This window comes from Brevibacillus sp. LEMMJ03 (genome assembly GCF_007197875.1).
Taxonomy (GTDB): domain Bacteria; phylum Bacillota; class Bacilli; order Brevibacillales; family Brevibacillaceae; genus Brevibacillus; species Brevibacillus thermoruber.
Map to the genome: position 1 here is coordinate 1 of NZ_VKJN01000015.1, position 17853 is coordinate 17853.

The window sequence follows — 17853 nt, forward strand, 5'->3', positions numbered from 1 at the left end:
GGGCCAAATTCTGTTGCAACTGTCCGTTCAGTTTCCGGAGCGAGTTCAACCATATCTCCGCTGAGCCTAACGGCTATTGGAGTTTACACAAAATCATTGACAGACCCCAGGAAGCCTGTATCACGATCTCGATCTGGTTAACTGTACACCTGTTGGAAAACCGATTGATCGGAGCAATCTTTCCCGTACGTTCAAGTCTTTGATCAAAAAGGCTGGTCTTCCGGATATCCGCTTCCACGATCTGAGGCATACGCACGCAACGCTGTTGCTCAAACAGAGCGTTCATCCCAAAATCGTCGCGGAACGGCTCGGCCACGCGGACACACGGATGACACTGGATACGTACAGTCACCTGCTGCCCAGCATGCAAAAGGAAACCGCCAAAGCGTTCGGGAAAATACTGTTTGGAACCACGTAATTTCGGGGTGAAACCCTTGTGACCATTCTGTGACCACAAGGCGTTTTCACCCCCATTTTTGTCCCAGCCAGGAAATGGAAAATCAAAAAACCCTTGATTTCTCAAGGGTTTCAGCTTCTTATGTATGGTGATCCGGACTGGGTTCGAACCAGCGACCCCCACCCTGTCAAGATGGTGCTCTCCCAACTGAGCTACCGGATCATGTCGTATGTACTTCACAAACACCTGTCACATGGTGGGCCCTGTAGGACTCGAACCTACGACCAATCGGTTATGAGCCGACCGCTCTGACCAACTGAGCTAAGGGCCCGAATCGTACCGGACGCCGATCACATGATTTAATATACCGGATTTTCTTTTCGATTTCAAGAGGAAAAATCAAAATTCCAGTAAAAAATTTTACCGACATAGAAAGAACCATTCTCTGCCTCACCACACGCGCAAGAGAATGGCCCTGTTCTCGTTTTGTTTCCGGTACTTCTTCTGCTTCATCTCTATCCACATGAAACCATATTTCGCGAAAGCTGTCCCGGGAGCCGTCCGCTCCCTTTTTCACCCAGCCTGATCCGCCTTCTTCTTCTCAATCCGAATCTCCGCCTGCTCCGCTTGCTGTTCCTGCTCGTCGCGCAGGCGGTGGGCCATGCGGCTGGAGGCGTTGGCGGCGATGCTGGCGACGAGGTCGTCCAGAAATGTGTGGACGCGGCCGGAACGCTTGGTGTCCAGTCGTTTGATGACGCCGACTTTATGTTTGTCCAGGTGGCCAAAGGTGGTGACGGCGATGCTCCCGTAGCCGAACACAGAGCCGAGCGCCAGGGTTTCGTCGCAGCCGAACAGGCCTTCGTCCGTCGCGATGAGGGTTTGAAGCGGCTCGGACAGCATGCCTTTTTCCGCCAATGTATCCAATTCCACGCCGACGAGGATGGCGTGCTGCATTTCCCTCTTTTCCAAAACGGCTTTTACGCTCTCAATGCAGGGTTCCATGGTCAGGTCGGGATGGTACGGCGACTGCATCAGATAGACGATTTCGGCGATATCCTCCACAGTGACGCCGCGTTCCGCCAGGCGCGTCAGGGCGGCATTTCTGACTTCGCTGCTGTGTACGTGCTTCTTCATTGAGACAACCCCTTCCACCATTGAGTGAAGTCATTCCCTATCATAGTATCATACGATGGCGGAATTGCGACAATCTTTCGGCCGGCGGGGTGTCCGTCCGAGGGAGGAGCTACATGGTGGTAAATGTGGCGAGATGGGTCAAGGCTTATGGTAATCGAGGCAAGGGCAAAGACTGAAGCAAGCGTAAAGAAACGAAACAAGGGTAAAGATCGAAGCAGGGGCAATGATCGAAGCAAGGACAAAGCTCGAAGCAAGGTCAATGATCGAAGCAAGGACAATTGACCGAAACTGGGGCAATAATCGAAGCAGAGACAATGATCGAAGCAGGGTCAATGAAGCAAGGACAATGGTCGAAGCAAGGAAAATGATCGAAGCAAGGGCAATGGTCGAAACAAGGACCACGGTCGAAACAAGGACCACGGTTGAAGCAAGGCAACGGTCGAAGCAACAACTGTCGAAGCAAGGACAACCGTCGAAGCAAGGAAAATGATCGAAGCAAGGACTAAGATCGAAACATAGCTATAAATCGAAATAGAGACCGAGATCGAAGCAGGGACAGAATTCGAAGCAAAGGCAGTGATCGAAACGGAGCAAAGATCGAAGCAAGGGTAAAGCTCCGAAACAAGATCACCGATCAAAACAAAGCCAACCTATCCAAGCACGGACAATCAAGTCACGAACAAATTCATGATTAAACCATATCCGCAATCGCGCCATACGCCCGAATTGCCTGCCAACTAATGACCGCTTTCCCCCCGCCCCCTCCCCTCCGGTATAATGAAACCAGCACACCCAAAGGAGGATATCCCTGTGCCGCTGAACGAAATTACGCTGACGAGCATTTGCCTGGGAACCACGGAACGGCTCCTCATCTACACCCCTGAGCGGTACTCCCCGCTCTACTCCTATCCCGTCCTGTACGTGCAGGACGGCGAGGACTACCTGTCGTTGGGCCGGCTGGCGACGCTTCTGGAACAGCTCCACCGGGAGAAAGAGATCCCGGACCTGCTCGCCGTCTTCCTGCCGGTGGATAAGGCCCGGCGGTACGCGCGCTACCATCCGGACGGCGACGAGCATCTGGCCTACCGGCGCTTTTTGGCCGTCGAGGCGGTCGGGTACGTGGACCGTCACTACTCCACCCATCCGCTGGGGCAGGCGCGGACGCTGCTGGGCGAGTCGTTGGGCGGCGTCGTGTCGCTGTTTACGGCGCTGGCGTATCCGCACACGTTTGGCCAGGTGGCCTGCCAGTCGGCGGCGATGGACGAGGCGCTGAACCGGCGTGTCGCGGAGGCGGTTCTGCCCGCTTCCCTGCACGTCTACCTGGAAGTGGGGACGGCCGAAACGGCGGTGGAGACGTCGCGCGGGACGCTCAACCTGCTCGCGGCCAACGAACGGCTGCGCGCCATCCTGGAAACAAAAGGGGTCACCCTGGCTTACGAGACCTTTGCGGGTGACCACACGTGGGGGGATTGGCAGGCCAACCTGCCGCGCATGCTGCGCACGCTGTTTGGGTAAACTTACCGTGGTCGTTCTTCCTGCGTGCCGTCTTCCTTTCCCGGCGAGACGAGCGCCTCTTCGAATTCCGCTTTGCGGATGACCGTAATGATCGTAAAGGTAAGCAGCGCCAGCAGAAAAAGAACGAGGAACATAAAGGTAATCATCATGGCTGTTTTCACGATGGATTGGACACCTCCCTGCTGTTAACAGTCTGTCCCGTCGCGGGAGGAATATACGGGTTGACGCATAACATTACACAAATGGAGAATTTTCTGTTAAAATAATTGGATATGATGGCATGTTCAAACGTGAAGAAGGAGGGGTTCCATATGAAATACAGTATCGTCGTATTCCCATCCAGCAAGGTGCAAGAAGTGGCCAACTCATACCGAAAGCGCTACGACCCGACCTACGCTTTGATCCCGCCGTATATCCGCCTGAAAGAGGCTTTTGACCTGGAAGACGACCGTCTGCCCGAACTGGTGAGCCACCTCGAGCAGGTAGCCCAATCGACGGAAAGCTTTACGGCTCATTTCCACCGCATCTCGTCGTTCCACCCGACCAGCAACGTGATCTACATTGCCGTGCAGAACAAGGAGCCGTTTGTGGCCCTGCACGAAAAGATTGTGAACAAGTGCGTCAATACCCCGGAAACGTACGCCTACGTGCCCCATCTGACCATCGGTCGCGATCTGTCCAACGACGAGCTGCGCGACGTGACCAGCCAACTGAGCATGGTCAAGATCGACCTGACCTCGGAGATTGACCGCTTCCACTTGATTTACCAGTTGGAGGACGGCATCTGGAGCGTGTATCAAACCTTCCTGCTGAAAAAATAACCACGCGGACATACCGCGCGGGCGAATGCAAGCGGACTCCTTTCTAAACCCCCTTCACGGTTAGCGGGGAGGGAACTTCTGTGCAGAGCGAAAGGAAGCGTGACGATGAATCAGGTGTACCAAATCGAGACCGTCCAGTCTGACAAGCAGATGAACGATGCCCTGTCGGTGCGGCGGGCCGTGTTTATCGAGGAACAGCAGGTGCCGGAAGAGCTGGAGATTGACGAACATGACCGGCCGGACACAGGGACCGTTCACTTCGTCGCCTACGCGGGGGAAACGCCCGTCGGAGCAAGCCGTTTGCGTCCGTACGCTCCCGGTGTGGGCAAAGTGGAGCGGGTCGCCGTGTTGAAAAGCGAGCGCGGCACCGGCCTGGGCCGGGAGCTGATGCTGGCCGTGGAGAAAACCGCCCGCCGTCTCGGCTACCACAGCCTCAAGCTGAACGCCCAGACCCACGCCCAACGCTTTTACGAAAAGCTCGGCTACCAGCCGCACGGTGACGTGTTTGACGAAGCCGGCATTGAGCACATCGCCATGGTAAAGAAACTGGATACAAACTAAGTACGCCAACAACCCCGCGGCCCTTACTGGACGCGGGGTTGTCCGTTTCCGAAACGTTCCAAAACATCCTCCGTACATACAAGTACGCTGTATGATTCGACGTGAACGAATCAAAAAAGGGGGATGGCCATGAAAACAGTCGTATGGGCTGCGCTCGCCGTTCTGATCGCCGCCATTGTGGCCTGCTTTGCGCTGGACCGGTTCATGATCGCGTACGGATTGATCTTTTTCCTCATTACGGTCCTGACTGCCATCGGGCAGGTGTACGGTATCGACAACCATCTGTATCTGGACAAAAAGGCACGGGAATACGACGAGAAAAAACGAAGATAAGGAGGCTGCCCGCGGTCTGCCTGATGGTTCGGGCCCTCTGCCCTCCTTTTACCCCTTCCGCTTCGCCGCAATTTCCCGCAGCCGCTCCACCGCGGACAGCGGTGCCGTGTGCGTGCCCAGCATGGCGTGAAACGGCTCTTCGCCGCGCCAGCCGTGGAAGTCGGAGCCGCCGGTCATGACCAGGCCGTGCTCCTCTGCCCAGGTGCGGTACCGCTCCCGGTTGGCGGCGTCGTTGTCCGGGTGCCATACTTCAATGCCGTCCAGGCCAAAGGCGATCAGTTCCCGCACCAGTTCATCGTCGTCGTACAGGCCGGGATGGGCGAGCACGGCGGCGCCGCCGGCTTCCTGGATCAGCGTGATCGCCTCCTGGGGCGAGATGCGTGGGGGGTTTACATAGGCCGCTCCTTCGCGGCCCAGGTACTTGGCAAACGCTTCGTCGATGGAGCCGACCACGCCCAGTTCCATCAGCTCTTCGGCGATGTGGGGGCGGCCGATGTTTTTGTCCTCCCCCTTCTTGCGCCGGTAGACGCTCTCCAGGGTGATCGGGATGCCCAGCTCGCGCAGGCGGGCGATCATCAGCTTGTTGCGCTCGTGCCGGGTCTCGCGCAGCCCGCGCAGCTTCTCCTGAAACGTCTCGTCGTCGTACGGGACGAAATAGCCGAGCACGTGGATATCCTGTCCGTTGGCGGCAGAGCTTATCTCCACGCCGGGGATGACCTCGAGGTTCAGCCCGGCTGCCGCTTCCAGCGCGGCGGGAATCCCCGCGACGGTGTCGTGGTCGGTGATGGCGACGGCGGCCAGTCCGGCTTCCGCGGCCAGACGGACGTTTTCCGCAGGCTCGCAGGTGCCGTCGGATGCGCGTGTATGGGTATGCAGATCGGCTTGTTTCACGGGATGTTCCACTCCTTCATGATTCTCCTGTCTGTAAGTCTGAATCGCCGCCCCTCCACATATGATTAGGCAACACACAATTTCGAGCGTCAGCCAAGGAGGATGTCCATGCGGTTAAAAAGCAAAAACCTGACCGGTGTTGTCCAGCCGCTGTCCTACGTCGACAAAATGCTCCGGCAGCAAGGGTTCCACCGCTCCGGCGGCGACAGCCCCCCCACCTACGATGTCGTCATCTACGACTCCGCCACCAGCACTTCGTATTTTCTCCGCATTCCGACCAACTACACCAGCACCACCACCGGCAAGGGAGAATTGACCGTCAAATTGGGCCACCCTTATCTGGAAGCGAAGTTTTACATGCACGCGACGGCCGAAGACCAGTTCGTGATTCCCAAAGAAATCCGCGAAGCCGCCGAGCACAAGCTGGCCGAAATCGCGGACTACCTGTCCCGTCCCGCCGCTCAGCCCTGACCGGTCCCTTTTCGGCTCCACAGCCATTGATTGGCGGCGAAGCGGTAGCTGACGCGCTCTTCCTTCACCAGTCCGATCAGGTAGCCCATCAGCGCGGTCCGGTACAGCACGTAGCTCGTGGCGTTTTGAATGGAAATGTGCAAGCGTTCACACAGCAAGGCCAGCGTCTGTTCCAGCGTTTTCTCCTCCGCCAGGATCTCTTCAATCACGTCGTACAGGCGGCGGTGCCAGTGGATGTTTTTCGTCAGGATCGCTTCCGGGGAGGTGGTGTAGGGACCGTGGCCCGGCAGATAGCCGCGGCAGCCGGACTCGAGCAGCTTCACCAGGCTGCGCAGGGTTTCATGCGCATCGACGAGAAACGGCAGCTTGTGCTTCTTCAGCGTTTCCTCGCCGAAAAAGCTGTCGGCGGCAAAGCAGATGCCGTCGCACACCAGGCCCACCTGCTGCCAGCTATGTCCCGGCAGGGAGATGACCTCAAAGCGGACGCCGTCGATGTCCAGTTCGCCTTCCGCCGGCAGGAGGCGGTCCACCCGGGAGGCTTCCGCCAGCAAAAACTTGTTGCACAGCTCTGCCAGCGGCTGGGCGCCCATCCCGAGGTAAATCGGCTCCAACAGCGGGTAGCGGATGATCGCCTCCTCCAGCGGCGGAGCGTATACGACCGCCTCCGGCCAGCAGGTGAGCAGGTAGGCATTGCCGCCGAAATGATCGGCATGGGCATGGGTCTGAACGATGGCAGCCAGCGGCTGGGGCATTGCCTCCAGCCCTTTTTTGATTTTTTTCGCGGTCTGTGCGTCCAATCCGGAATCGATCAGGATGGCGCCGCTTGTTCCCAGGACGAGGCCGATGTTGACGCTGCCGGGAAAGTAGCCGATCCGATCGGTAATCATTTCGGGCATATGCTGTGCCACGCGCGTTCCCTCTTTTCTGGCTTTTTCCTTATTTTCTCCACGCGCGTCCCCCATCCCTGCCGATCGGCCCGATTACCACGTACGGCGCAGGCCGGCGGCGAATGCCGCTGAAGACATGGGTGCAGGACGCGACGGCGACGATGGTGATCAGGGAATAGACGGTGCGTTCCCAGCCGATCGCCGGCAGCGAACCGGCGACAATCACTCCGTCGATGCCGAGAATCAGGAGCGCCACAGGCTGTCCGTACCGCCTCGCCGCAAACTGGGCCAACAGGTCGGTGCCCCCCGTGTTGGTCTTGTACGCCAGCATCAGTCCGATGCCGGAGCCGATCAGAGCGCCGCCCCAGACAGCCGAGGCGGGCGTCGACCAGGCATTCCTGGACCGGAGCGGCGAGAAGATGTCAATGAAAAAGGAAGAGATCAGCATGCCGTGAAAGCTGTGGGCAAACAGCCTGCGGTCGAAGGCGAAGACGAGCGCGTAGACGGGCAGGCTGACCAGAATCATCACCAGCCCCGGGGGCACATGCAGGTAGTACGTGGCCAACAGCCCCAGGCCGATCATGCCCCCGTCCATCAGCTTGTGCGGAACGAGAAACAGGTTGACGCCCACGGCGACCAGCACGCTGCCCGCCAGGATTGCCACGCTTTTCTGCAGCCAGTACACACGCTTCTCCTCCCCGGACAGGGTTTCGCTTAACTGTATGTCAGAGCGGGTGCGGGTATGTATGGCAATTGTGCCGATGGGCCGGCACAAATCGGATGGTTTTGACTCTTCGCTTTTTCAACTGGTATACTATCCAGTAACAGGATAGGTGCGAATGTTGGCCATGGGGCGTTCGTACATGAAAAACGACAACCGACAATAACAAGTGGAGGTGAATTCTCCTGCTGTCGCAGAAGCGCAAGCGGATGCGAGAGGGGAGACGTTCTTGGAGAGTCCGATAGGTCCGATAGGGGAGATTGTGCTGAATCTGCTGCTCGTCGGCTTTCTGGTGTTCCTGAACGGCTTTTTTGTCGCAGCAGAATTCTCGCTGGTGAAAGTGCGCCAAACCCGTCTGGCCCAACTGGCAAGCGAGGGAAACAAGCGCGCCTCCTACGCGCAAAAGGTGACCCGCCAGTTGGACGCTTATCTGTCCGCGTGTCAGCTTGGCATCACGCTGGCATCGCTGGGACTGGGGTGGGTAGGTGAACCGGCCGTCGCCCATTTTGTCGAACCCGTTTTGGTTTCTTTGAACCTGCCACAATCCCTGGCAACGCCCGTATCGCTGGCGATCGCCTTTGGGTTCATTACCTTCCTGCACATTGTCTTCGGGGAGCTGGCTCCCAAGTCGCTGGCGATCCAGAGAGCGGAAACCACGTCCCTCTGGACGGCGGCGCCGCTGATGTTCTTTTACAAGCTCAGCTATCCGCTGATCTGGATGCTGAACGGTACGGCCAACTTCTTCATCCGGCGGCTGGGCGTCGAGCCCGCGACGGAAAACGACTCCGCCCACACGGAAGAAGAGATTCGCCTGCTCGTCAACCAAAGCCACAAAAGCGGCCACATCGACCAGACCGAATTGGCGCTGGTGGACAACGTCTTTGCGTTTTCCGAACGTCTGGCCCGGGAAATCATGATTCCGCGGATTGACATGGTCTGCCTCTACGATGACAACACGTTTGAGGAGAACCTGGAAATCATGCGCCAGTCGAGACACTCCCGGTTTCCGGTGGCCCACGAGGACAAGGACCGGCTGATCGGTTTTGTCCACACCTCGGATTTTTACCTGTCGGCTCTCACCTATGGGAAAGCGGAGCTGAAGGATTTTCTCCGCCCGCTTTTGACCGTGCCGGAGTCCATGGAAATCAGCCACGTGCTGCGGCTGATGCAGAAGCGCCGCTCGCAGATGGCGATCGTCATCGACGAGTACGGCGGCACCGCCGGGCTGATCACCATGGAAGACATTCTGGAAGAGATTGTGGGCGACATTCAGGACGAATTCGACGAACACGAACGTCCCGATATCGAAAGTTCCAACAACAACGAATGGTCCGTCTCGGGAAAGACGCTGCTCACCGAGCTGAACGACTATATCGCCGTGGAGATGCACTCCGATGAGGTAGACACGATTGCCGGCTGGCTCTACAGCCAGTTGAACGAGGAAGTGGCGGAAGGCAAGTCGGTCCGCTTCCAGGACTACCTCTTCACCATCACCGAGCTGGAAAACCACCGCATCACCCGGGTAGGCATCACTTACGTGGGCGAAAACGAACCGGTAGAGAACGAAGAGACCGTTCTTTTGCCCGCACAGTCATGACGTACCGATCCCACAAATGAACAGGCAAGTGTCCCCTGTCCGCAGGGGGCACTTCTTCTTTCCGGCTGCCGGCGGTACAACACCGGCAGCCCCCGTTCCCATCATCCGATGGACTCATCCGCAGGCGTGTCAAGGCGGCGACTCCGCCATTTCGCACGCCGCATTCCGTACGAGGTGTCGCAATGAAATTCGCGCAGCTAGACGACCAGGTCATCCTGCTTACGCCCGAGACTTACCCTCGCATACCCGCCTGGCGGATGGCCGCCCGCCAGGGGAAGGTGCGCTGCCCCGCCTGCGGTTCACCGCTCAGCCTGATGGCGGGGATCAGTGCGGAACCCCGCTTTCTCCATCCCGCGGACAGCGATTGTGCCTGGCAGGGGCGGGACGAGCCCCCGCCCGAGTTGCTCGCCGCGCGTCCGGAGCTGGCGGCCGCTGTCGCGGCTGCGGCCGATCCCGCGCCGCGTGACGCCAACCCGTGTCGGACGGACGCCGCCTCTCCAGTGGGAGATGACATCGACGGCGAATCCGTTCGGGTCGGCTCCTTTCGCCTGCCCAAACGGCGGCCGATCGGCGGCGGCAGCGTGACGCCCGCGCCGGAACCGCCGCTGTTTCGCAAACGGCTGATGCCGAAAACGCGCATCCAGCACCTGGCGGAACAGCGGGACGAACCGCTCCATCCCCGCCAGCGGCAGGCCGTCATGACCACGGACGGCCCCCTTCTCATCCTGGCCGGTGCGGGCAGCGGCAAGACGCGGGTGATGACGGCCCGGACCGCCCACCTGATCCGGGACAAAGGCGTCCCGCCCCGGCAGATCATGGTGGTCACCTTTACCACCAAGGCGGCGGACGAGATCCGGCAGCGGCTGGCCCGCCAGCTCCCCCGCGAGCAGGCGCGGGAGCTGATCGCCGGCACGTTCCACAGCATCTTTTACCGCATGCTGCTGTACCACCAGCCGGAACGCTGGGATCAGCGCCGCCTGCTGAAAAAAGACTGGCAAAAGTGGCGGCTGCTCAGGGAAAGCGGCGTGCTCGCCGGCCATCCCGAGCTCCTGGGGCAAAAGGAACACGACGTGCTGGACGCGTTCGGCGTGATCAGCCGCTGGAAAAACGAGTACCTGCTGCCCGGCCAGGCCGTCCGGCGGGAAGCGGCGAGCGACGCGGAACGGCAGGCAGGCGAGCTGTATCCGCTGTACGAGGAGGCCAAGCGAAAGCTCGGCTGGTTTGACTTTGACGACATGCTGATCGGCTGTTACGAGATGCTGCGGGACGAGACGGAGATCCTGCGCCGCTACCAGGAGCGGATCACGCATGTGATGATCGACGAGTTTCAGGACATCAACCGCATCCAGTACGAAACCGTCAAGCTGCTCGCCGCGCCGCAAAACAATCTGTGCGTCATCGGGGACGACGATCAGTCGATCTACGGATTTCGCGGCAGCGATCCGCAGTACATACTTGGCTTTACCCACGATTTTCCCCAGGCCCAAACGATTACGCTGGAAGTGAACTACCGCTCCCGCTCCGCCATCGTCGGGCTGGGCTACTCATTGATCGGCCACAATCGGGCGCGCTGGAAAAAAGACTGCCTTTCGTTTCACAGCGAGGAAGGAGAAACCTACCTGTTCGAGCCGGACGACGAGGAAGAACAGGCCTCGCGGATCGTGGACGAGATCTGCCACCGGATCGAGCAGGGGACCCCGCCCGGCGAGTGCGCCATCCTCTACCGCACCAGCGAGTCGGCCCGGCCGATCCTGGAGCGGCTGAGCGAAGCGGGCATCCCGTTTCACTACACGCAGGAGGAGGACTCCTTTTACCAGCGGCAGGCCGTTCGCTGGACGCTGGGCTATTTGCGGCTTGCGCTGGACCCGGACGATGCCGACGCGCTGAGGGAGATTCTCCCCACCCTCTACATCTCCCAGGAGATGTGGAACGCGGTACGCAGCCAGGCCATTCTGGAGGATCTGCCGGTCCTGCACGTGCTGCCCCGCCTGCCGCAGTGGAAAGTCTACCAGCGCAAGCACCTGCAAACCGTGGCCGACATCCTCGCTGCCTGCCGGGAATGTCCGCCCGCCCAGGCGCTGGAGCTGATTTACGAGGACGGCCGGCTGCGGGATTACCTGAAAAAACGGGCCAAGGACCGGGACGACGGCCGGGAGCGCTGGAGCGACGAACTGCAGCAGCTTTTGGCCGCGGCCAGGCGGCACGCCACCGTCGCCGAGTTTTTGCACCATGTGGAACGCATGGCGGAACGGGAAAAGGAGTGGCGCCATGAGCGGCCACTCCCGGAGGAAGGTGTTCACGTTCTCAGCATTCACCGGGCCAAAGGACTGGAATTCGACCACGTGTTCCTGCCCGACCTGGTGGAAGGCGCTCTCCCTCACGAGTACGCGCTGGACGCCGTGCGCAAGGGAGAGTCGTCCGCCCTGGAGGAAGAGCGGCGCCTCCTATACGTGGCCATCACGCGGGCCCGCCATTCCCTCGCGGTCGGCATCCCCCGCGAGCGGTTCGGCCGGAAAACCAGGCCCTCCCGGTTCATCGCCGAAATGGGCGGATAGCCGGTCCAGTCCCCCGCCCATGTACATCAGCCATTCTTCCATCGACGCAATGATTGGAAACACGGCAAACGGCTCCCTTCCGTACGTTTGGTACTAGCGTGCGGAAATGGGGAGCCTTTTATGCGTGCGGGGATGGGCCGGCGCTTCATGCGTGGACTGCGAGCCCTTATCGGGCAGACCCGCGCAGCCCATGGGCCGAGGGAGTGCCGTGCTCCCTTACGCCCCCGCCCGTTCCGTCTGTTCCGGCGCGACCTCGGCGGACGGCTGTCGTTCCTTCACGAACAGGATGATGATTGCCCCCAGCATCGGCCCGACGGCCAAGGCCAGGAAGGCAAAAACATAGCTGTTGGTCGCATCCAGAACGGCCCCCACCGCCAGCGGCGAGATCAGCGACCCGAGCTGCCAGATGGTATTGACGAAGCCGGTGGCCGTTCCCACCATCTCCGGCGGCACCAGCTCGCCGATGAACGTGTTCATGATCGGGCTGTAGACAAAGGCGGCCACGCCCAGGACCGCCGCCGCCGCGTACAGCATCGCGACACTGGTGGTGGTGCCGAACCAGAGCAGCGCCGGGCCGAACAGGGCCAGGACGATAAAGAGCAGGGTCCTGCGCTGCACCTTCAGCACGTCGGCCAGGATGCCGATGACCGGTTTGCACAGGAGCGCGGTCATGCCGTACAGCGACATGATCACGCCCGCTTCCACCAGCGAGAGGTTCAGCCCTTTGTTCAGGTAGGTGTTGGCCCAGGTAGCCGTTCCCCAGGTGGCCCACATGGCGCAGAAGCCGGAAAAGCCGGTGATCATCAGGTTGCGGTTTTGAAACAGGCGCCCCACGTTTTTCCAGAAGTCGGAAGAGGATGGCGCCTGCGCACGCCGGGCGGCTGCCGGCGTGTTTTCCCGCAGGATCACATACCCCGCCGCCAGTCCGATCAGCGGCAGCAGCCCCGCCACCAGAAACGACGTCTGCCAGCCGTAGGCATTGGCCACAGCCGGGACAAACATGTTGACGACGGAGACCCCCAGCGAAGAGGCGGTCATGAAAAAGCCCATCGCCGTTCCCCGCCCTTTCGCCGGAAACCAGTCAAAAATCGCCCGGACACAGGCGGAAAAGACGGCGCCTGATCCCAGACCGGCCAGCACGCGCAGCGCGAAACCCGCCGCAAAATCGTGAATCAGGCCCATCGACGCAGTAAACACGCCCATGACGAAAAACGAGCTGAGCAGCACTTTCCGGTAGCCGAACCGGTCGGTCAAGAGTCCGCCCGGCAGTTGGGTGATCACGTACCCGATGTAAAAGGCGGTCATGTAGCTGCCCGCCTCCGCCTTGCTCAGCCCCAGCTCCTTGGATGCGAGCGGGATGATCGGCGGCCAGGAAAGCCTGTCCACAAAGGAAAACAAAAACGCCATCCAGACGATGACGAGAACGCCCATCCGCCATCTTCGTTCGTTCACGCTGCTTCACTCCTCCAGGAAATTTGCTTCTTATTTGTATACAAAACATTCTGCCGCAGCCGTTCGGGCTGAGGAAAACGGGAAAACCCCTGCGTCCGGTCGAAAAAACCGGAGCAGGGGCTATGTGTCTGCCGTTTATCGTGCCATGATGTTGTAGCCGGCATCGACGTGGATGATTTCGCCCGTGATGCCGCGGGAGAGATGGCTGAACAGGAAGAGCGCCGTGTCGCCCACCTCGGATTGGTCCACGGTGCGGCGGAGCGGTGCTTTTTCCTCGATTTCCTTCAGAATGCTGTTGAAGTTGCGCACTCCTTTTGCCGCCAGGGTGCGGATCGGTCCGGCGGAGATGGCGTTGACGCGGATGTTGTCTTTGCCGAGGTCGCTCGCCAGATAACGGACGCAGGCATCCAGCGCCGCTTTGGCGACACCCATGACGTTGTAGTTGGGAACGACGCGCTCGCCGCCCAGGTAGGTCAGCGTGACGATGCTTCCGCCTTCGGTCATCAGCGGACGAGCGGCACGCGCCACCGCCACCAGCGAGTAGGCGCTGATGTCCTGAGCCAGCGCGTAGCCGTCGCGGGACGTGTTGACAAACTCGCCTTCCAGCTCTTCCGTCTTGGCAAAGGCGATGCAGTGGGCCACGCCGTGGATGACGCCCACTTTTTCCTTGATTTGGGCGAACGCGGCTTCCACTTCCTCATCCTTGGTCACGTCGCAGTTGATCAAAATCGGTTCGCCGCCGAGGCTTTGGGCCAGTTCCGCCACGTTTTCCCGCAGCCGCTCCCCCTGATAGGTAAAGATCAGGTTGGCCCCGGCCTTGTGCAGGGACTGGGCAATTCCCCAGGCAATACTGCGGTGGTTGGCCACGCCCATGATGACGATGTTCTTGCCTTGCATCCATGTATTCATTATGTATCGGCCCCTTTTCAACGTTTTTTCCCTGACATTATAACCGATCTTGTCCGCGGTTACGAGAGGCTGCCGGAAAAACGCGAAACGGGACCGCTGCCGCCGGTTATTCTCCCTGCTGCATCGCTTTCGCCAAATCGTCCGCCGGAGCGGCCGCCCTGTCGGAAAAGACCCAGGATTCTTCCACCGGATTGAGCGGCGTTCCGTTTGCCGGGAATTCCGCTTGCAGCTGCGCAGGTTCGTCGGCCGGCGTCAAGCCTTCCCTGTTCTCCATGGATGATCGCTCCCTTCCGTCCAGGCTTTGCTGCCCGCAATCATTCTTAGGCTGGCTTGCGAAGCGGCCATTTATGCATGGACGTGACCGCCCGGAAGCCAGACGGCCGTGACGAGCAGGTACGCGAGCATCCCGGCAAAAAAGTACACCCCGAGTACCCGTCGTCCGTTCTGAATCAGCGGCACCAAATGGCTGGCCGAGACGTACAGGAAGACGCCGGTGGTGACGGCCACCACCACGGAAGACCATCCGTTTGGGAAAACCCGTTCCACGGCCCCTACGCTGAAAGCTCCCGCCAGCGTGGCCGCTCCCAGCGCGGCCGTACCCCAAAACGCTTTCCGCTGCGAGCGTGTCGCCGCCAGCACCAGCGAAGCGACCGTCACTCCATCCGGCACCTTGTGCAGCACCATCGCCAGCAGGACGGAGAACCCGACGCCGTTGTCCAGGTGAAAGCTGGCGATAAGCGAGACGCCCTCCACGTACGCGTGCAGCAGAAATCCAGAGAGCAGGCCGATCAGGCTGGGGGAGCCCGCTTTCCGCTCCGACCGGCCGATCAGCTCCAGCGCGAACAGCAGGGCAAACCCGAGCATCACAAACGGCATGGCCCGCTCGCTTTCCCCTTCCAATGTATGGGGAAGCAGGTCCAGCAGCGTTATCGCCAATAGCAGCCCGCCGCCGACGCTGACCATGGCGTACAGCGTCTCTTCCGACCAGGCGCGCAGGCACAAGAGAAGCCCGCCGATGCTGCTTGCGGCGGCTGCCGCCGCCAGTATCACGATCAGATCCGGTTCCATGGCACGTCCCCTTTCCATCCGGGGTGTCGGACGTGTGTCCCTTCCATTCTACGCGCCTGTCCCGGTCATTATGATCGTCCGTCGTCCCGCAGGCAAAACCGGCCGCTGCGGGTTCCCGGGGCAAAGCGGGGAGCCGTTTCGCATGGCCCCGCCCTTACTTCCATGTCCGGCGAACGCATGACAAAAACCGCCAACCTGTCCGAAAAGGCCGAAACGCGACTAGTTTTCAGAACCTTTGTCGATTCCCTTTTACCGGGAAAAATTGGTGCTATAATGAGGCCACGGGAATACCTGATGGGAAAAGGAGTGATTCGGGATGGATGTACAAGTGTGGATGGCTTCCAAGGAAGTGGCGGATCGGTTGGATGTTCACGTCCGGACGTTGCGAAACTGGCTGGAGATGTTCGTGCCGGCGCAGGAGCGGCAGAAAAATCCGCAGGGTCACTACCTGATCAGTGAGACAGGGTTTTCCTTGCTGAAAGAAGTCAAGCACCGCAAGGACGAAGGCAGCTACTCCCTGCGCGACATACAGCGGCAGTTGATTGAAGAAGGCAGAATCCCGGCGGACATGCTGGTCGATGAGGAAACGGCCGCCGCTCAGGAGCAGTTGGTCTCCGTGACCGGGCCAAAGGCAGCCGGCCTCCGCGAGATGGAGCTGACCGTGCAGGAGATGATGCTTCAGTTTCAGCATGAGCTGGCCCAACTGTCGTCATTGAACCAACTGCAGTCCACCATTTTGCAAAAAATCGCGGACATCGAGGAGATGCAGGAATCGCTGCGTCTGGAGATGCGCCGCGTCACGTTTGAAATGGATCTCATGCAGCAGCGTCTGACCCGGCGAAAAGAGCGGTTCGAGCGGCATCAGCCCCGCTGGTCGCTCAATCCGTTCCGCTGGTTTACGCGTTCCGACCGGGGCGCCACCGCCGGGAACTAGCCGCATGCCCCTGGTTCCGTGCCGCGTCGTTTCCGAAATGACGGTCAGGCCGGACGGAGCGAATCCCCCACACCGGACAAGCCTGCCGCCAACTGCGCGGGCGGATGAGGCCGATTTCCGGGAAAGCCAAAAAAGCTGAGACCCTCGTCTCAGCTTTTTGGTTTGGCTTACGGCTGTTTCGCCGCTTTTTCCCCCTGGCTTCGCTTCTGCTGCAGCAGGCCGGCCAGGATCACCCCTGCCACGATGACCCCCTTGACCGTCTCATCCAGCCAGGTGTAGGCCTGCGCCAGTTCGGCGACCACCTCTTCCTGCAAAATCATCTTGGCCGCCGCCAAGGCGAGCACCCCCGCTCCTATGTAGACCAACCAGGAAAAGCGCTCCATCGCTTTCAGAATCAGTTGACTGCCGAAAATCATGATCGGGATGCTGATCAACAGGCCCAGAATGATCAGGGTCACATTGCCGTTGGCTGCGCCGGCGATCGCCAGCACGTTGTCCAGCCCCATCATCAGATCGGCGACCACAATCGTCCGGATCGCCTGGATCAGGCTCTCGCTGGAGTCGATGTGGGCTTCCCCGTCATCGTCCACCAGCAGCTTGTAGCTGATCCAGACCAGCAGGATGCCGCCCATCAGGTAGAGGTACGGAATCTGCAGCAGGTAAACGGCCAGCAGCGTGGCGACGATCCGGACGATGATGGCGAGCAGCGTCCCCCAGAGGATCGCTTTTTTGCGGTGTTCCCGCGAGAGCTTGCGGCAGGCGATCGCGATCACCACCGCGTTGTCGCCGCTCAGAACGATATTGATGGTAATAATAAGCAAGAGTGCGGAAAAAAACGCCGGATCCCACAAGGCCGACAACCCCCTGTCGAAATGAGTATGGTCTTCCACGCCGTATCGAAATCACCTTCATGCTATGCCTGTCCAGGGTTGTTGTCAACTTCCGATTTCAGTATGATGGTTACGAGGAGGGTTGTCGAAATGCCGAAACAATTCGTTATCGAAGCGATCATGCTGGCCATCTACGGGGAATTGATGGCACCGTCGCAACCGGTAGAGTATTTCATACCCGCGTCGACAATCTACGAATTGGACGAGTTTTACCATAGCCCGGAACCGATCATGCCGATCCCGGCCGACGATCAGCACGTACGCAAGGTCATGCAGGAAATGATCCAGTTTTTCTCCGACCCGTTCAACCGCAAGCGCATGGAAAAGGGCCTGATCGCTCCCTGGTCCATCGTGCCGTTTTCGTTTCCGAACGGCGTGACGCTCAACGTGGTCAAGGTGGACGACAACGCCATGTGGGGAGAACTGTTCGATCCGGTGGAAACCCAACTGCTGCTCACATCGATGCGCTTTGAGATACCGCTGATCACCGACCAGACGGATTACCAGGATCGGATTTTGGAATATGTTGTTCCCGTTCAGTTTTACGATGTAGACGACTTTGAATTTGCCTTGGAACAAGGCATCTCGTTGGACGAGCTGCGGGAGCCGTAAAACGGCTTCCTCCTTCTTTTTTCACGGACAGATCGGCAGGCTCTGGCCCAGCCCGTCTGTTGGCTTTTTATTGCCGGAAAATTGGCTCTTTTATTTTTTGCCGGG

At 59.6% G+C, this 17853-nt stretch carries 19 protein-coding genes, 2 tRNA genes and 1 pseudogene; 10 read left to right on the top strand and 12 right to left on the bottom strand.

All coding sequences use genetic code 11. The annotated features are described in order from the left end of the window. Positions 1-115: 115 nt before the first annotated feature. Positions 116-418: pseudogene (locus tag FOI68_RS17540) on the top strand (site-specific integrase); the annotation flags it as partial. A gap of 125 nt (positions 419-543) precedes the next feature. On the opposite strand, the gene FOI68_RS17545 reads toward FOI68_RS17540, so the two are convergent. The 3 genes from FOI68_RS17545 to FOI68_RS17555 form a co-directional block, all read right to left on the bottom strand. Continuing rightward, positions 544-619 (bottom strand) — tRNA-Val (locus FOI68_RS17545). Positions 620-651: 32 nt separating this feature from the next. After that, a tRNA-Ile gene (locus tag FOI68_RS17550) sits at positions 652-728 on the bottom strand. Positions 729-970: 242 nt separating this feature from the next. Then, on the bottom strand, positions 971-1531 hold the full coding sequence (locus FOI68_RS17555; RefSeq protein ID WP_143863900.1) for a phosphatidylglycerophosphatase A family protein: 561 nt from the start codon (positions 1529-1531) through the stop codon (positions 971-973). Positions 1532-2341: 810 nt separating this feature from the next. Here FOI68_RS17555 and FOI68_RS17560 point away from each other — a divergent pair. Next, positions 2342-3046: an alpha/beta hydrolase gene (locus FOI68_RS17560; RefSeq protein ID WP_143863901.1), complete on the top strand. Its 705-nt coding sequence runs from the start codon at positions 2342-2344 to the stop codon at positions 3044-3046. 2 nt (positions 3047-3048) lie between these two features. Here the strand turns inward: FOI68_RS17560 and FOI68_RS23580 are convergent, their stop codons facing one another. Beyond that, entirely contained in the window at positions 3049-3207 is a 159-nt protein-coding gene (locus FOI68_RS23580; protein ID WP_162836718.1) for a hypothetical protein, read from the bottom strand. 150 nt (positions 3208-3357) lie between these two features. Here FOI68_RS23580 and FOI68_RS17565 point away from each other — a divergent pair, with 150 nt between their 5' ends. The 3 genes from FOI68_RS17565 (at position 3358) to FOI68_RS17575 (ending at position 4761) form a co-directional block, all read left to right on the top strand. Beyond that, entirely contained in the window at positions 3358-3867 is a 510-nt protein-coding gene (locus FOI68_RS17565; RefSeq protein WP_029099833.1) for a 2'-5' RNA ligase family protein, read from the top strand. 105 nt (positions 3868-3972) lie between these two features. Further along, positions 3973-4428: a GNAT family N-acetyltransferase gene (locus FOI68_RS17570; RefSeq protein ID WP_035295424.1), complete on the top strand. Its 456-nt coding sequence runs from the start codon at positions 3973-3975 to the stop codon at positions 4426-4428. Between the two features lie 129 nt (positions 4429-4557). Beyond that, the gene (locus FOI68_RS17575; RefSeq protein WP_143863902.1) at positions 4558-4761 is read left to right on the top strand and encodes a hypothetical protein; all 204 of its coding nucleotides are present in this window, start codon (positions 4558-4560) and stop codon (positions 4759-4761) included. Positions 4762-4809: 48 nt separating this feature from the next. Here the strand turns inward: FOI68_RS17575 and FOI68_RS17580 are convergent, their stop codons facing one another. Then, positions 4810-5652, bottom strand: coding sequence for a PHP domain-containing protein (locus FOI68_RS17580; RefSeq protein ID WP_143863903.1), 843 nt, complete (start codon positions 5650-5652; stop codon positions 4810-4812). A gap of 108 nt (positions 5653-5760) precedes the next feature. Between FOI68_RS17580 and FOI68_RS17585 the strand changes: the two genes are divergently transcribed. Then, positions 5761-6123 carry a YugN family protein gene (locus FOI68_RS17585; RefSeq protein WP_035295428.1) on the top strand — a complete coding sequence of 121 codons (363 nt, stop codon included), beginning with the start codon at positions 5761-5763 and terminating at the stop codon, positions 6121-6123. On the opposite strand, the gene FOI68_RS17590 is transcribed toward FOI68_RS17585, so the two are convergent. Together FOI68_RS17590 and FOI68_RS17595 are read right to left on the bottom strand one after the other, a co-directional pair. Continuing rightward, positions 6114-7010, bottom strand: a complete 897-nt coding sequence (locus tag FOI68_RS17590; RefSeq protein WP_185973977.1) for an MBL fold metallo-hydrolase — start codon at positions 7008-7010, stop codon at positions 6114-6116. The genes FOI68_RS17585 and FOI68_RS17590 overlap by 10 nt on opposite strands. A gap of 49 nt (positions 7011-7059) precedes the next feature. Continuing rightward, positions 7060-7695, bottom strand: a complete 636-nt coding sequence (locus FOI68_RS17595) for a YitT family protein (protein WP_143863905.1) — start codon at positions 7693-7695, stop codon at positions 7060-7062. A gap of 265 nt (positions 7696-7960) precedes the next feature. Between FOI68_RS17595 and FOI68_RS17600 the strand changes: the two genes are divergently transcribed. Both FOI68_RS17600 and FOI68_RS17605 read left to right on the top strand, forming a co-directional pair. After that, a complete protein-coding gene (locus FOI68_RS17600; RefSeq protein WP_029099827.1) occupies positions 7961-9328 on the top strand; it encodes a hemolysin family protein in 1368 nt (455 codons plus the stop codon). A gap of 182 nt (positions 9329-9510) precedes the next feature. Then, entirely contained in the window at positions 9511-11883 is a 2373-nt protein-coding gene (locus tag FOI68_RS17605; protein ID WP_143863906.1) for a UvrD-helicase domain-containing protein, read from the top strand. Between the two features lie 216 nt (positions 11884-12099). On the opposite strand, the gene FOI68_RS17610 is transcribed toward FOI68_RS17605, so the two are convergent. The 4 genes from FOI68_RS17610 to FOI68_RS17620 all read right to left on the bottom strand — a co-directional run bounded on the left by FOI68_RS17610 (position 12100) and on the right by FOI68_RS17620 (position 15312). After that, positions 12100-13335 carry an MFS transporter gene (locus FOI68_RS17610; RefSeq protein ID WP_143863907.1) on the bottom strand — a complete coding sequence of 412 codons (1236 nt, stop codon included), beginning with the start codon at positions 13333-13335 and terminating at the stop codon, positions 12100-12102. Between the two features lie 135 nt (positions 13336-13470). Continuing rightward, positions 13471-14244: an enoyl-ACP reductase FabI gene (gene fabI / locus FOI68_RS17615; protein ID WP_029099825.1), complete on the bottom strand. Its 774-nt coding sequence runs from the start codon at positions 14242-14244 to the stop codon at positions 13471-13473. 106 nt (positions 14245-14350) lie between these two features. Continuing rightward, a complete protein-coding gene (locus FOI68_RS23585) occupies positions 14351-14518 on the bottom strand; it encodes a hypothetical protein (protein WP_156110356.1) in 168 nt (55 codons plus the stop codon). A gap of 71 nt (positions 14519-14589) precedes the next feature. Further along, entirely contained in the window at positions 14590-15312 is a 723-nt protein-coding gene (locus FOI68_RS17620; RefSeq protein ID WP_143863908.1) for a ZIP family metal transporter, read from the bottom strand. A gap of 316 nt (positions 15313-15628) precedes the next feature. Here FOI68_RS17620 and FOI68_RS17625 point away from each other — a divergent pair, with 316 nt between their 5' ends. Further along, a complete protein-coding gene (locus FOI68_RS17625) occupies positions 15629-16246 on the top strand; it encodes a MerR family transcriptional regulator (RefSeq protein ID WP_029099823.1) in 618 nt (205 codons plus the stop codon). A gap of 167 nt (positions 16247-16413) precedes the next feature. On the opposite strand, the gene FOI68_RS17630 is transcribed toward FOI68_RS17625, so the two are convergent. Further along, positions 16414-17097 (bottom strand): TerC family protein, encoded by a 684-nt coding sequence (locus tag FOI68_RS17630; RefSeq protein WP_029099822.1) that lies wholly within the window; start codon positions 17095-17097, stop codon positions 16414-16416. Between the two features lie 129 nt (positions 17098-17226). On the opposite strand from FOI68_RS17630, the gene FOI68_RS17635 reads away from it, so the two are divergent. Next, positions 17227-17748 carry a hypothetical protein gene (locus FOI68_RS17635; protein WP_029099821.1) on the top strand — a complete coding sequence of 174 codons (522 nt, stop codon included), beginning with the start codon at positions 17227-17229 and terminating at the stop codon, positions 17746-17748. Positions 17749-17853 lie beyond the last annotated feature (105 nt).

What these genes read in the sequence shown, in the direction of transcription:
- FOI68_RS17635 (WP_029099821.1), top strand. Translation starts at nt 17,227, where the DNA reads ATGCCGAAACAATTCGTTATCGAAGCGATCATGCTGGCCATCTACGGG.
- FOI68_RS17555 (WP_143863900.1), bottom strand. Translation starts at nt 1,531, where the DNA reads ATGAAGAAGCACGTACACAGCAGCGAAGTCAGAAATGCCGCCCTGACG.
- FOI68_RS17605 (WP_143863906.1), top strand. Translation starts at nt 9,511, where the DNA reads ATGAAATTCGCGCAGCTAGACGACCAGGTCATCCTGCTTACGCCCGAG.
- FOI68_RS17565 (WP_029099833.1), top strand. Translation starts at nt 3,358, where the DNA reads ATGAAATACAGTATCGTCGTATTCCCATCCAGCAAGGTGCAAGAAGTG.
- FOI68_RS23585 (WP_156110356.1), bottom strand. Translation starts at nt 14,518, where the DNA reads ATGGAGAACAGGGAAGGCTTGACGCCGGCCGACGAACCTGCGCAGCTG.
- FOI68_RS17570 (WP_035295424.1), top strand. Translation starts at nt 3,973, where the DNA reads ATGAATCAGGTGTACCAAATCGAGACCGTCCAGTCTGACAAGCAGATG.
- FOI68_RS17575 (WP_143863902.1), top strand. Translation starts at nt 4,558, where the DNA reads ATGAAAACAGTCGTATGGGCTGCGCTCGCCGTTCTGATCGCCGCCATT.
- FOI68_RS17590 (WP_185973977.1), bottom strand. Translation starts at nt 7,010, where the DNA reads ATGATTACCGATCGGATCGGCTACTTTCCCGGCAGCGTCAACATCGGC.
- fabI (WP_029099825.1), bottom strand. Translation starts at nt 14,244, where the DNA reads ATGAATACATGGATGCAAGGCAAGAACATCGTCATCATGGGCGTGGCC.
- FOI68_RS17620 (WP_143863908.1), bottom strand. Translation starts at nt 15,312, where the DNA reads ATGGAACCGGATCTGATCGTGATACTGGCGGCGGCAGCCGCCGCAAGC.
- FOI68_RS17625 (WP_029099823.1), top strand. Translation starts at nt 15,629, where the DNA reads ATGGATGTACAAGTGTGGATGGCTTCCAAGGAAGTGGCGGATCGGTTG.
- FOI68_RS17585 (WP_035295428.1), top strand. Translation starts at nt 5,761, where the DNA reads ATGCGGTTAAAAAGCAAAAACCTGACCGGTGTTGTCCAGCCGCTGTCC.